Here is a 12487-nt window from a genome sequence, read left to right as displayed (position 1 = left end):
TGCCAGGTCGACGTCAGGGCACCAGCTTCCACTGGCCCTTTTCGCTGCGCACGATGACAACCGCGCGCTGATCGGAGCCGTAGCGGTTGTCGGGCTTGAAGTTGTAGATGCCGTGAGTGCCGGTCAACTCCTTCGTGCTCACGATCGCGTCGCGCAGCGCCGCGCGGTACTGCGGCGTGCCCGGCTCGCCCTTGGTGCGCGAGACCGCATCCGCGAGCAGCAGGTAGGCGTCGTAGGTGTAGGACGAGAAGGCATCCGTCGGCACCGAGCCGTTGGCCTTCTTGTACGCATCGCGGAACCCCATCGACACCTTCTTGATCGGGTTGCTGTCCGGCAACTGGTCGGCCACCAGCACGGGGCCGCTGGGCACTTGCAGGCCTTCGATGGAGGCACCACCCACACGCACGAAGTCCGCGTTGATGAGGCCGTGCGTGCCGTAGATCTGACCCTTGTAGCCACGTTCGGCGAGCGCAAGATAAGGCAGCGCGCCTGGCGTGCCGGAGTTGCCGGCGAACACCGCATCGGGGCGGGCCGAGATGATCTTCAGCACCTGTCCGGCAACGGAGGAGTCGCTGCGCGCATAGCGCTCGTTCGCGACCACCTTGATGCCGGCGGCCTCGGCGCTCTTCACGAGCGAGTCGTACGCCAGATCGCCCAGCGCATCGGAGAAGCCGATGAAGGCGACCGTCTTGACGTTCGACTTCTTCATGCGCTCGACGACGGCAGCGACCATCAGCGGGAAGGGTTGCGACACGGTCACGGTCCATGCGCCCTCGGGGCCGGGGATGGTGACGGGCGTGGGCGAGATCAACGGCGTGTTGAGCTCGCGCGCCACTGCGGCGATGGCCATCGCACCGGGCACGCCCGAGGTGCCGATGAGCACGTCGACCTTGTCCTCGACCACGAGCTTGCGTGCGTTGCGTCCGGCCGTCGTCGGGTCGGAGGCATCGTCGAGCACGATCAGCTCGACCTTGTGGCCGGCGAGCGCCGGATGCTCGGCGATGGCCGCGCGGATGCCCTTCTCATAGGGAATGCCGAGCGCCGAGACCGGGCCCGAAAGCGAGCTGATGAAGCCAACCTTGAGGTCCGCCGCAAGCGCCTGTGTAGCCGCGAGGGCAATGGCCGATACGCCGAGGAAAGCGGTGAGTCTTTTCATGATCCAGATCAGTACGTGGGTTATTCAGGAATACCGCGGAACCGGCTTTGCCGGGCCGCTGGTATCGCCCCCTGGAAGGGGGTGGAGAGCGACACGAAGTGCGCGAGCCTGGGGGTCAAGGAACAAGCTTCCATTGACCCTTTTCGAGCTTGACGATGACGCGGGAGCGTTCGTCCGAGCCGTAGCGGTTGTCGGGTTTGAAGTTGTAGACGCTGTGCGTACCGACCAGCTCCTTGGTGGAGACGATCGAATCGCGCAGTGCGACGCGGTAGGCGGGCGTACCGGGCTCACCCTTGGTACGAGCCGCAGCGTCGAGGAACAGCAACCATGCGTCGAAGGAATACGCAGAGAACGCATCGGTCGGCGGAGCACCGTTCGCCTTCTGATAGGCCGTGCGGAAGTCCATCGACACCTTGCGGATCGGATTCGAGTCGGGCAACTGTTCGGCGACGATGACCGGGCCGGTGGGTGCCAGCAGTCCTTCGACCGCCGTGCCGCCGACGCGCACGAAGTCCGGGTTGATGAGCGCATGCATGCCGTAGATCTGGCCCTTGTAGCCACGATCCGCCAATGCGAGGTAAGGCAATGCCCCCGGCGTGCCCGAGGTGCCGGTGATGACCGCGTCGGGACGCAGCGCAACGATCTTCAGCACCTGGCCCGTGACCGACGAATCGCCGCGCGCATAGCGTTCGTTCGAGACGATCTTGATGCCGGCCGGCTCGGCGCTCTTCTGCAGCGCGTCGTAGACCAGATCACCCCAAGCGTCGGAGAACCCGATGTAGCCGACCGTCTTCACGCCCGACTGCTTCATGCGTTCGACCACCGCGCTCACCATCAACGGTGCGGGCTGCGGCAGCGTGACCATCCATGCGCCTTCTTCGCCCGGCAGGTTGGCGTTCGCGATGGAGATCAGTGGCGTCTTGGTTTCGCGTGCGACAGCGGCAATCGCCAGCGCGCCCGGCGAGCCGGCCGTGCCGATGATGACGTCGACCTTGTCCTCGTCGATCAGCTTGCGGGCGTTGCGTGCGGCCGTGGATGGGTCCGACGCATCGTCGAGCTGCACCATCTGGATCTTGCGGCCGTTCAGCTCCGACTTGTAGGCCACCGCGGCCTTGATGCCCTTCTCGTACGGAATGCCGAGCGACGACACCGGGCCCGACAGCGAGGTGATGAACCCCACCTTGAGATCAGCCGCCCATGCACTCGCGGCAGTCACGGCGCTGAGGCCAGCGGCAATGCCCGCCAGGGCACAGATTCGGGTCAGGACTTTCATGCAAACCTCCAGGGGGTGAACAAGCACATGATTTATGAACTATTTAGATGTCAAGAATGCTAGCGAGGCGATGACGTGGTGACAAGGGAGAGAACGATGAGTTGGGTGGAGATGCGTGCAACGCACCGCTAGAGGGCCAGACTGCCCACGCTGGTGCCGCCGCACACGTAAAGGACCTGACCCGTGACGAAGCTGCTCGCAGGGTCGGCAAAGAAACGCACGGCCCGTGCCACATCGGCCGATTCGCCAAGCCGCTTGACCGGCACCGATGCGGCGAGCGCGCGTTCCTTCTCGCTGCCGGCTTCGACGACGTCGTAGAACATGTCGGTGCGGATCGGCCCCGGCGCGACGACGTTGACCGTGATGCCGTCGCCCGCGAGTTCGAGCGCCCAGGTGCGCGCCATTCCCAGCATGCCAGCCTTGGTCGCCGAGTAGCTGGTGCGCGTGGCGAGGCCCAGCGCGGCGCGCGAGGACAACAGCACGACGCGACCGAAGCGCTGCGCCCGCATTGTCGGCAATGCGGCCTGCACGAGCTGGATCGCGCAGCCCAGGTGCAGATCGACCAGCGCATCGAGATCATCGAGCTTCACGTCGGCCAGCAGCGCGGGACGGATCACGCCGGCGTTGTGGACCACGGTCGTCACCTCGAAGCGGCGGACCAGGTCCGCCACCGCCTGCGCCGTGGCCGCGCGGTCCGCGAGATCGACCTCGATGCTGTGCAGCTTCGGGTGATCGATGTCGGAGCGGCGGCGCGCCAGCGACACGACTTCGTAGCCTTGTGCGAGCAGGTCTTCGCAGATCGCCTTGCCGATGCCCGCGCTACCGCCGGTGACGGCGGCAACCTTCGGTACTGCGCTCATGGCTGCGCTCCGATCAGCGCGAGCACGCGCAAGGGACTGCCGCTGCCCTTCTCGATCTTGAGCGGCGGGCAGATCAGCACCGCGCCAGATGGGGGCAGCAAGTCGAGGTTGCTGAGGCACTGCAGGCCGTAGCGCCCCGCACCGTGCATGTAGTAGTGGCACGGGTACGGCGGCCGCAGGTGGTAGCCCTGTCCCGCATCGGTGCCGATGGCTTCGGAGCCGAAGCCGAGCACGTCGCGCTGCTCGACGAGGAAGCGCACGGCCTCGGTGCTCGGGCCGGGAGTGTGCTGGCCGGTCTCGTCGAAGTTCTGGTAGGCCTCCGGGTCCTGGCGCTTCGACCAGTCGGTGCGCATCAGCACCCAGGCGCCCTTCGGGATGCGGCCATGGTTCGCTTCGTAGCCTTCGATGTCTTCGATGGTGAGCAGGTAGTCGGGATCGTCCTTGACCTGCGGCGAGCAATCGATCACGCAAGCAGGCGCGACGAAGTGCTGCACGGGAATCGTGTCCACCGAGTTGTTCGGCAGATCGCGGCCCGAGATCCAGTGGATGGGCGCATCGAAGTGCGTACCCGTGTGCTCGCCGCAGGAAAAGTTGTTCCAGTACCAGCCGGGGCCGCGCTCGTCGTACTTCGACACTTCCTCGATGCGGAAGGGCCAGCACTGGCCCATCTCGGGCGGCAGCGCGATCTGCGGAAACTCGGGCGTCAGGGTCTGCGTGAGGTCGACCACCCGGATGCGGCCGGTCGACATGGCGCTCACCAGGCCGCCGAGGATTTCGGCGGTGGACATCAGTTCGGTTGTTGCTGTGCTCATCGTGTTGCTCCTGATCTCAGCCGCCGCCCGCTGCGAGTTCGCGCTCGAGGATCTTGGGGTTGTCGCGCCAGCGTTCGAGCCATTCCTGTGCCACGTCGCCGGGGTACACGTCCTCGACGCCGTCGCGCAACGCCTTGACGATCGCGTTCGCCAATGCGCTCGCACCCAGCTTGGGCGGCGGCGTGTGCTGGTTCCATTCATCGTCGATCGGCCCGGGGAACAGGTTGATCACGCGGATGCCGGCCGGCCGCATTTCGGCGCGCAAGCATTGCGCAAGCGAATGGGCCGCGGCCTTCGATGCGCTGAAGGTGCCGTGCGGCGGAAAGTTGCTCAGCGCGTAGATCGACAGAAGGTTGACCCACGCGGTCGCACCGGTCACGCCATCGGCCGAGCGGCCCTTCAGCGCCGGACCGAACTCCTGCGCGAGCCGCAGCAGCCCGAAGTAGTTGATGTCCATCTCGGCCTTGGCCACGTCAGTGCCGCGCCGCGCGCCGATACCGAAGCTGCGATGCACCTCGGCGTTGTTGATCACGATGTCGACCTTGCCGCCGATCTCGCCGGCCAGTTCGCTCACGGAGCGACCATTGGTCAAGTCGAGCGGCACCAGCGTGACCTGCGGCAAGGCCGTGATGTCGTCGAGCCCGCCGCCCATCTTCTTCCACGGCTCGGCGTGGCCCACCCACACGATGTCGGCGCCGGCCTTGACGAGCGCACGCACGATGGCCTGGCCCACTTCGGTCTTGCCATCGGTCACGAGCACCTTGCGGAACTTCGGGTCGCTCGTCATTTCTCTCAGCATCTTGTCGTCAGCCATGTGGGAGCTCCCTTCGTTCGGAAATCCAATGAGTACGGCCTGGCCCGCGCGATCGAGTCGGGCACCGACGCGCACGCGCGTGGGTGCATCGCCGACTTCGCCATGCAGGTGCACCATCAGCGTCGGCCCAGCATCGAGGTGCACCAGGCCCAGCCGCCACGGCAGCCGCTCGCGGAAGAACAGGTCGTTGCTGTGGTGCAGCGTGGTGCTGCTGAGCAGTTCGCCCTCGCCGCTCTGCTCGCGCCAGTGCAGGCGCGGCGAGAGGCATTTGTGGCAGGCCTCCCGCGGCGGGTACTGCACGGTGCCGCAGTCCTCGCAGGTCTGCAGTTCGAAGCGGCCTTCGGCGGCGGCAGCGGTGATGCCGAGCGCCACGCGGCCTCGCGCCCACGGCGGCAGGTTCATCTGCCGGGTGCGGAGCACCGGGTTCTTGCGCTTGGGGCGCATCAAGGGCATCGTCATGCCGGCCTCCCGAGAATGACTGCGCCTGTGCACAGGCAACGGTCGTAGGTCACCATGCCGAAGCCGGCGACAAGACCCAGTTGGGCATCGGGCACAGTGCGCGGACCTGCCGTATCGGTGAGCTGCCGGATGGCCTCGGTCATGCCGAGGAAGCCACCCGCCGCACCGGCCTGCCCGGCCGAGAGCTGCCCGCCGCTGGTGTTGTTGGGAAAGCTGCCGTCGTTCGTCATCGTGTGCGATTGCACGAAGGCTGAGCCCTCGCCTTTCTCGCAGAAGCCGAGGTCCTCGAACTGCATCATCACGATCACCGGGTAGTCGTCGTAGGTCTGCACGAAGTCGATATCCGTCGGCGCCGCACCGGCCTGGGCGTAGAGGTCGTCACGGTCCATGCGCCAGCCGCCGCGGATCATCACCGGGTCTTCCGAGTACGCGTTGTGCCGCTCGATCGCACCGCGAATCACCACGTGGACCAGCCCGAGGTCTCGCGCGCGCTCCTCGCTCATCACGAGGAAGGCTTCCGCGCCGGCGCAGGGCATCACGCAGTCGAACAGGTGGATCGGGTCGGAAATCGGCCGCGCAGCGATGTACTCGTCGAGCGTCAGCGGCTTCTTGAACATCGCGTGCGGATTCTTGAGCGCATTGGTGCGCTGGTCGACGGCGATGCGGCCGAAGTCCTCTCGGGTCGCGCCGAAGGTGCGCATGTAGTGCGCGGTGATGAAGGCGAAGATCGAGTTGGGCCCGCCCGAGCCATAGGGATAGGTCGCGTCGCGCGCGAAGTTGCTGAAGCTGCCCAGCGTCTGCCGGAAGGAGTCGACGTGGTTGGTATCGGCCGCGACGCAGGCGACCACGTCGGCATCGCCCGCCTGCACCGCACGTGCCGCGCGCCGCAGGCACATCACGCCCGAGGCGCCGCCGGTGGGCATGTGGTCGAGCCAGCGGGGAGACAGGCCCAGGTGCTGCGTCACGCCGACGGCGGTATCGGGCGCGAGCGAGAAGCTGCTGACGCACAGGCCGTCGATCTGCTCCTTCTTCACGCCGCTGGCCTGCACCAGCGCCTCGATCGCCTGGCCGAGGAACCAGTGAGCGGTACGCGTCGAATAGCGCACGTAGGGCACGGTGACCGGCACGGCGACTGCCACGCCTTCGTAAGACTTGCGTCGCTTCATGATTGCCTCTTCTTCATGGCGCGCGTGTCGATGCAGTGAGGCTGCCCCGGCAATGCCTGCGCGAGTTCGCGCAACTGGCCGCGCTGGATCTTCTGCGAGGCCGTGAGCGGCAAGGCATCGACGAATGCGACGTAGCCCGGCGCCTTGTAGTAGGCCAACTGCGCGAGCGCATGCTCGACGATGCTGGCCGCGACCTGCGAAGGCGAGGACGCATCGACGTCATCGCGCATGACGATGCAGGCCAGCACCTCGTCACCGCGCACCGCATCCGGCGTGGCGGCCACGGCGGAGGTCTTCACGGCCGGGTGCTGGTTGAGCACGCTTTCCACCTCGACCGCCGAGATGTTCTCGCCGCTGCGGCGGATCACGTTCTTCTTGCGATCGACGAAGTAGTAGTTGCCTTCGACGTCGCGCCGCACCATGTCGCCCGTGTGGAACCAGCCATCGGCCCAGGCCTCGCGGGTCGCATCCTCGTCCTTCAGGTAGCCGGAGAAGAAGTAGCGCTTCGGATCCGCGCCCGACGATCGCACCAGCAGTTCGCCCGGCGTTCCGTCGGCTGCGTCGCGCCCTTCGTCGTCCACGAGGCGGATCTCCACGAATGCCTCGCGGCGGCCGAAGCAACTCGTGCCGACATGGCGCGGTTCATGGTTCGCCATCACGCAGGCGGCGGCGCCGGTCTCGGTCATCGCCCAGGCTTCAACCAGCGGGAAACCGAAGCGCGACTCGAAAGGCGCGTGGTTCTTGCGATCCACGCCGGCGCCGAAGCCCCAGCGGATGGCGTGCTCGCGGTCGGACGCCATCGCGGGCGCCGACAGCAGCATGGCCGGCATCACGCCCAGGTAGTGCGCGATGGTGGCGCCGCTCTCGCGCGCGCTCTGCAGCCACGACTTCGGATGGAAGCGATCGAGTTGCACCAGGCAGCCACCTGCGACCAGCACGACCATGGTCGAAAACGCCATCGCGTTCACATGGTTGAGCGGCAGCGGCGTGATGATGCGTTCGGCATCGGGGCGGACGGGGCAGAGATCGCCGAGTTCCGCATACCACTGGCCTGCGCGCAGGAAGTACTCGTTGCTCAGCATGCAACCCTTGGGTCGGCCGGTGGTGCCCGAGGTGTAGAGCAGCGCGCATTCGGTCGCGAGCCCGATCGGTTCGCCGGCGCGAGGCGGCGTGGTCTTCGACAGCGGCACGGCGTCGTCCGGACCCATCGTCTCGAAGGCGATGCCCGCCGACTCGGCGGCGGCGCGCAGGTCGGCTGCGCGGTGCGCCAACGTCACGGCCAGGCCGATCTCGCTGTGGCCGATCAGGTAGCTCAATTCGGCGGAACGCATTTCAGCGTTGATAGGCACCACGCTCACGCCCAGCGCATTGAGTGCGAACCAATGAAAGAGAAAGGCCGGCCGGTTCTCCAGCAGCAAGCCGACGCGATGACCATGGCCATAGCCTGCGCCGGCGTAAGCGAGTTTCAGCCGCTCGACTTCGGCAGCGGCCTTGCCCCACGAAATGGCGCCCGACTCGATGCCGTAGGCCGCGGCGGTGACAGACTCGGTGAACAGGAACTCGGCCTGCGGCGTGCGTCGGGCGCTCGCGCTGAAGGCGTCGTGAACGGTAGCGTTCATGGTGTGCCTAGATGAAGAGCTGCACGGCCGGCAAGGCGGCATCGCAGTTGAGCAGGTTCACGCGCTTCAGCGTCATGCGCAGCGCGCCGCCTTCCACCGTGAGGTGATGGAAGAAGGTGCCTACATAGAACTGCAACTCGTCGCCCTGCGACTCGGTGTAGTGGAACTCCGTGCGCACGACGAAGCGATTGGCGACGTCATCGAACTCTTCGACCGTCGGCGTTTGCAGCAGGTGGTGACAACGGCTCGGGGGCTGTTGCGAAAACGCGCGCGGGCTCTTGAGCCGCTCGATGCGCAGATCGCGCAGCAGCTTGTCCTCGTAGAGGTGCGAGGTGTGATTGATGCCGTCCTCCTGGTCGGGGACGAGCGGAACCCAGTAGAACGCGTCATCAGTGAAGAGTGCATTCCATTCCTCGTAGCGCTTGGCATCGAGCAGGCGCGATTCATTCACCACGAAGTCGATCAGGTCCTGGCGGGTCACTGCGGCCTCCATCACATCGTCTCCGTCATGTAGCGGGCCCAGGTGCGGTATTGATTGCGCATGGGTAGTTCGCTCGTGCCTACGGTCGTGATTTCGCCGCCAGCGGTTTCTGCGGGGTCGTAGTTGCGATGCAGGCTCACCCATTCGTTGCCACTCGCATGCAGCCCGGCCTGGATGCCTCGATAGGCTTGCAGGTCGTCGTGCCCCACCACCGAGAACGGCGAATTGATGAGCCGGTTGTACATGGTCGTGCGTTGCAGCAACTCGGGCGGGGCGCCTTTGAGGCGGAAGGTCCAGCTTTCGATGAGCGTCTTGTCGACAGAGATCGGTCGCACCACGCGGATGGCCTGGATCGCGCCCTTGATCGTGAGGTTCGGGTAGTAAACCGTGTTGTGCCGCGCCATGCCGAGGATCTGCGCGGTGCGCTCCTCGCCGTAGGTGGCCTTCATTGCGTTGTCGTACTCGGGGATTGCCTTGTACTTGCTGTGGATGCTGAAGTTCACACCCGTGAAGCTGTGGCCGTTGTCGTAGGTGCGCACACCCATGTCCTCGAAGAACTTGTAGTCCGACATGAAGGGCACGAACTGCTCGATGGCCATCGGCTTCGGTTCGTCGGCCGGCTTGTCGGCCCACATGTTCTTGGCAGTGCCGGCGGAGGATTCGTGGGCGACCATCGGGTGCATCGTGTCGTTGAGGTTCTCGACGAACATCTTCCAGTTGCACTGGTGCACGAAGCGCAGGCAGCCACCGGCGATTTCAAGTTCACCCTCGGGCGAGCGGTCGGCCATGTTGTCGATGGAGCTCAGCGAGTCGCCGAAGAATTCCTCGAAGTCGGGGCCCACGTCGTTGATCTTGATGAAGATGAAGCCGCGGTAGCTGCGCACGTTCTTCAGCGTGGTCAGGCCCTTGGCCGATTCGCATTCGTGCAGCTGCGTGCCTTCATAGCCGTTCTTGAGCGGGATCGACAGCAGCGAGCCGTCGGTCTTGAAGGTCCACGCGTGGTATGGACAACGAAAGAACTTGCCCGTGTTGCCGCAAGGCGCGGTCACCAGCCGCGAGCCCTTGTGCGCGCAGCGGTTCATCATGGCGCGCACGGAGCCATCGGTGTGGCGGACGATGATCAGCGGGCGGCCGGCGATCTCGGTGTTGAGGTAGTCGCCCGACTTCGGGATCTGGCTTTCGTGGCCTGCGTAGTTCCAGGTATTGGCGAAGAAGTGCTCCTGCTCCAGCTCGAACAGCTCGGCGCTGGTGTAGAGGTCGCGGTGCACGCGGTCGGGCTGCACCAGCGCGCGCACGGCGTCGGGGTTGCCTCGGTAGGAAGTCATGTTTCGGTCTCCTTCAGATGTCCAGCACCAGCCGCTGTCCCTTGATGCGCGAGATGCAGATCTGCATGACGTTGCCTTCGGACTTCTCGCGGGCGGTCAGCACGTAGTCGCGGTGGTCGATGTCGCCTTCGAGCACCGGCGTCGCGCACACGCCGCATTCGCCGCGCTTGCAGTCGAACATCGGATCGCAGCCGTGCTCGATCAGGCAGTCGAGGATGCTCTGGTCGGCCGGCACGGTGAAGCGTTGGCCCGATTGGGCGAGCTCGACCTCGAAGGCGTGGTCTCCCTCTTCCACCACCGGCGTGGTGAAGAGTTCGAAATGCACGCGGTCGTGCGTCCAGCCGCGCGCCTGGGTCTGGGCGAGCACGGCGTCGAGCATGACCTTCGGCCCGCACACGTAGAGCCGGTCACCCGCCGGGATGCCATCCAGCAGCGCGCCGATGTCGAAGGCGCCGCCCTGCTCGACGTCCGAATGAACCAGCAGGTCATCGCCCAGCACGGCTTGAAGCTCGGGCAGAAACGCCATCAGGTCGCGGCTGCGGCCGGCGTAGTGCATGCGCACCGGCAGTCCTTCGGCGCGGCGGCGCGTCGCCATGCTCGCGAGCGGCGTCACGCCGATGCCACCGGCCAGCAGCACGGTGCCGCCGGGGCCGGCGTGCAGGGGAAAGTCGTTTTTCGGCACTTCGATGGTCACGACATCGCCTTCGCGCAGCCGCTCGTGCATGAAGCGCGAGCCGCCACGGCCCTCGTCTTCCTTGCGCACCGCGATGACGTAGTCGGTGGGCGCATCCGTGGCGTCGGCCTGCGTGGCGAAGTTGATCAGGGAGTAGTGGCGCCAGTCCTGCGTGCCATCGGGCAACTGGACCTGAATCCGGATGTGCGCACCGGCGGTATAGCCGGGCAGCACGCCGCCGTCGAGGGGCTTCAGCCGGAAAGTCTTGATCAGCGGATTGAGTTCACGCGCCTCGACGACGCGCATTTGCAGGGTGGCGGGCTGGGCAGACATGGGCAGGGTTCCGGATCAGGCGAGCGCGTGCTGGACCAGCGCGGCGCGCAGTTTGTGGCCGTGTTCGTCGGCGAGCGCCGCGTCGCGCAGTTCGCGCAGGGTGGCGGGCGCGATGGCCGAGCCGGCGCGCTGCAGGGCGTCCATCACGGTGTCGTAGTTGCGCAGGCCGCGCTCATGGGTGTCGCTGTAGCCTTTGACGAGGCGCTGGCACTGCGCGACCTCGATGGCGAGCGCGGGGTTGTTCTTGGCAATGTCGCCGATGCGCTCCAGCCATTCCTCGATGCGGCGGTTTTCGTCGGCATAGCGCAGGGTCGAACGGCGCCAGCGCTTCATCGCGGCGACGGTACTGAGCATCAGGTAGCCGCGCAGCGAACTGGTCTGGATGACGCGGCCTTGCTGCGTGAGGCGCTCGACCAGCTTGCGCGGCAAGGTCGAATTCATCAGCCAGCGGCCGAAACCCGCCGGCAGGGTCTCGCAGATTTCCTGCAGGCGCGGGTGCATGTATTCGTTGATGGCGAGCACCTGCCCGTCCTGCACGCTGGCTTCGCCGCGCACGCGTTCGAAGCGCGACGAGCGTGTCTTGAGGGCCGCGACGCGGGCAGTGTCTTCATAGGACATCCACAGCGCGAGGTGGCGTGCCGTTTCGCGCAGCAGGCGGCCGTCGTCGTTGGCTGGCAAGGCGGAGATGGCGGCCATGCGATCGAGGTAGAGGCCGGCATAGGCGACGTCCTGGTAGTCGATCAGCCGACGTACGCCTTCGAGGAGCAGGGGATGCGCGGAGGCCGCAAAGTCACGCTGCACGCGCTCGACCAGTGCGCGCACGGCGGGATGGCGCGGTTGCGGCGGCGCCGCCTCGACCACTGCGGCCTCGGGCTCCAGCGCGCCCTGTGCGCGTGCGAAGGCCGCGCCGAAAGCCTTCAGGCTGGGCTTGACGCCGACGCCGCCGCGTTCGATGGTCGCCTCGAACTGCGCACGGCTGAAAGGCAGGACGCCGGCGCCGGCCAGTGCGCCGAAGAGCACGGCGCTGATGACGCTGCCCGATGCTTCGGCGGCCTGCGCCATATCGAAGCGGATGAAGCGCTTGGCCGCGTGCTCGGCATGCGCGAGCAATTCGGCACTATCGACCCGGCCGTCGCCCATCGCACTCTTCTCCGCGATGGAATAGACGCGGTGGGTCGATGCGATGAAGGTGGTGCGGTCGCGCGTGACGAGCCCGCGCTGCACGGCGCGGCCGGCTTCCATCAACTCCGAGGCGAGGACGATGTCGACATCGCCCGGCAGCGGCATGAGCGCCAGCACCGGCTGGCCGCCATCGCCCTGGGCTTGCGCCTCGGGATAGAGCTCGACGTAGTAGATCGTGGCACCCGTGCGTTGGGCCACGCCCGGGACGGACGTGGTCTGGGCGACGTAGCCATTGGCCTCGCCCATGTCCACGATCCAGTCGGCGAGAACCCCCCCGCCTTCGCCACCCATGGCGAGGATTGCAATCTTGATCGGTTGTTGTCGCATGAATGCC

General features: G+C 66.3%; 11 protein-coding genes. All 11 read right to left on the bottom strand.

All coding sequences use genetic code 11. The features are described from left to right. Window positions 1-13: 13 nt before the first annotated feature. The 11 genes from QTI24_RS07955 to QTI24_RS07905 all read right to left on the bottom strand — a co-directional run bounded on the left by QTI24_RS07955 (window position 14) and on the right by QTI24_RS07905 (window position 12480). Window positions 14-1156 (bottom strand): ABC transporter substrate-binding protein, encoded by a 1143-nt coding sequence (locus QTI24_RS07955; protein ID WP_286599584.1) that lies wholly within the window; start codon window positions 1154-1156, stop codon window positions 14-16. Between the two features lie 115 nt (window positions 1157-1271). Then, a complete protein-coding gene (locus QTI24_RS07950) occupies window positions 1272-2429 on the bottom strand; it encodes an ABC transporter substrate-binding protein (protein WP_286599583.1) in 1158 nt (385 codons plus the stop codon). Window positions 2430-2557: 128 nt separating this feature from the next. Beyond that, window positions 2558-3289 carry an SDR family NAD(P)-dependent oxidoreductase gene (locus tag QTI24_RS07945; RefSeq protein WP_286599582.1) on the bottom strand — a complete coding sequence of 244 codons (732 nt, stop codon included), beginning with the start codon at window positions 3287-3289 and terminating at the stop codon, window positions 2558-2560. Then, the gene (locus QTI24_RS07940; protein WP_286599581.1) at window positions 3286-4101 is read right to left on the bottom strand and encodes a cyclase family protein; all 816 of its coding nucleotides are present in this window, start codon (window positions 4099-4101) and stop codon (window positions 3286-3288) included. The genes QTI24_RS07945 and QTI24_RS07940 overlap by 4 nt, the downstream gene beginning before the upstream one ends. Before the next feature lie 16 nt (window positions 4102-4117). Continuing rightward, window positions 4118-5374 carry an SDR family NAD(P)-dependent oxidoreductase gene (locus QTI24_RS07935; RefSeq protein WP_286599580.1) on the bottom strand — a complete coding sequence of 419 codons (1257 nt, stop codon included), beginning with the start codon at window positions 5372-5374 and terminating at the stop codon, window positions 4118-4120. After that, window positions 5371-6540 (bottom strand): thiolase family protein, encoded by a 1170-nt coding sequence (locus QTI24_RS07930; protein ID WP_286599579.1) that lies wholly within the window; start codon window positions 6538-6540, stop codon window positions 5371-5373. Before QTI24_RS07930 ends, QTI24_RS07935 begins: the two co-directional genes overlap by 4 nt. Beyond that, window positions 6537-8159, bottom strand: a complete 1623-nt coding sequence (locus QTI24_RS07925; protein WP_286599578.1) for an AMP-binding protein — start codon at window positions 8157-8159, stop codon at window positions 6537-6539. The genes QTI24_RS07930 and QTI24_RS07925 overlap by 4 nt, the downstream gene beginning before the upstream one ends. A 7-nt stretch (window positions 8160-8166) precedes the next feature. Then, window positions 8167-8652, bottom strand: coding sequence for an aromatic-ring-hydroxylating dioxygenase subunit beta (locus tag QTI24_RS07920; protein WP_286599576.1), 486 nt, complete (start codon window positions 8650-8652; stop codon window positions 8167-8169). After that, entirely contained in the window at window positions 8652-9965 is a 1314-nt protein-coding gene (locus tag QTI24_RS07915) for an aromatic ring-hydroxylating dioxygenase subunit alpha (protein ID WP_286599575.1), read from the bottom strand. The genes QTI24_RS07920 and QTI24_RS07915 overlap by 1 nt, the downstream gene beginning before the upstream one ends. A 13-nt stretch (window positions 9966-9978) precedes the next feature. Then, window positions 9979-10971, bottom strand: coding sequence for a PDR/VanB family oxidoreductase (locus tag QTI24_RS07910; RefSeq protein ID WP_286599574.1), 993 nt, complete (start codon window positions 10969-10971; stop codon window positions 9979-9981). 15 nt (window positions 10972-10986) lie between these two features. Then, on the bottom strand, window positions 10987-12480 hold the full coding sequence (locus QTI24_RS07905) for an indolepyruvate oxidoreductase subunit beta family protein (protein WP_286599573.1): 1494 nt from the start codon (window positions 12478-12480) through the stop codon (window positions 10987-10989). Window positions 12481-12487 lie beyond the last annotated feature (7 nt).

Source organism: Variovorax sp. J22P240, assembly GCF_030316855.1.
In the GTDB taxonomy this organism is placed as follows: domain Bacteria; phylum Pseudomonadota; class Gammaproteobacteria; order Burkholderiales; family Burkholderiaceae_C; genus Variovorax.
The sequence above is the reverse complement of the archived record's forward strand: the minus strand, read 5'-3'. Positions and strand labels throughout refer to the sequence as shown.

What these genes read in the sequence shown, in the direction of transcription:
- QTI24_RS07955 (WP_286599584.1), bottom strand. Translation starts at nt 1,156, where the DNA reads ATGAAAAGACTCACCGCTTTCCTCGGCGTATCGGCCATTGCCCTCGCG.
- QTI24_RS07950 (WP_286599583.1), bottom strand. Translation starts at nt 2,429, where the DNA reads ATGAAAGTCCTGACCCGAATCTGTGCCCTGGCGGGCATTGCCGCTGGC.
- QTI24_RS07945 (WP_286599582.1), bottom strand. Translation starts at nt 3,289, where the DNA reads ATGAGCGCAGTACCGAAGGTTGCCGCCGTCACCGGCGGTAGCGCGGGC.
- QTI24_RS07940 (WP_286599581.1), bottom strand. Translation starts at nt 4,101, where the DNA reads ATGAGCACAGCAACAACCGAACTGATGTCCACCGCCGAAATCCTCGGC.
- QTI24_RS07935 (WP_286599580.1), bottom strand. Translation starts at nt 5,374, where the DNA reads ATGACGATGCCCTTGATGCGCCCCAAGCGCAAGAACCCGGTGCTCCGC.
- QTI24_RS07930 (WP_286599579.1), bottom strand. Translation starts at nt 6,540, where the DNA reads ATGAAGCGACGCAAGTCTTACGAAGGCGTGGCAGTCGCCGTGCCGGTC.
- QTI24_RS07925 (WP_286599578.1), bottom strand. Translation starts at nt 8,159, where the DNA reads ATGAACGCTACCGTTCACGACGCCTTCAGCGCGAGCGCCCGACGCACG.
- QTI24_RS07920 (WP_286599576.1), bottom strand. Translation starts at nt 8,652, where the DNA reads ATGGAGGCCGCAGTGACCCGCCAGGACCTGATCGACTTCGTGGTGAAT.
- QTI24_RS07915 (WP_286599575.1), bottom strand. Translation starts at nt 9,965, where the DNA reads ATGACTTCCTACCGAGGCAACCCCGACGCCGTGCGCGCGCTGGTGCAG.
- QTI24_RS07910 (WP_286599574.1), bottom strand. Translation starts at nt 10,971, where the DNA reads ATGTCTGCCCAGCCCGCCACCCTGCAAATGCGCGTCGTCGAGGCGCGT.
- QTI24_RS07905 (WP_286599573.1), bottom strand. Translation starts at nt 12,480, where the DNA reads ATGCGACAACAACCGATCAAGATTGCAATCCTCGCCATGGGTGGCGAA.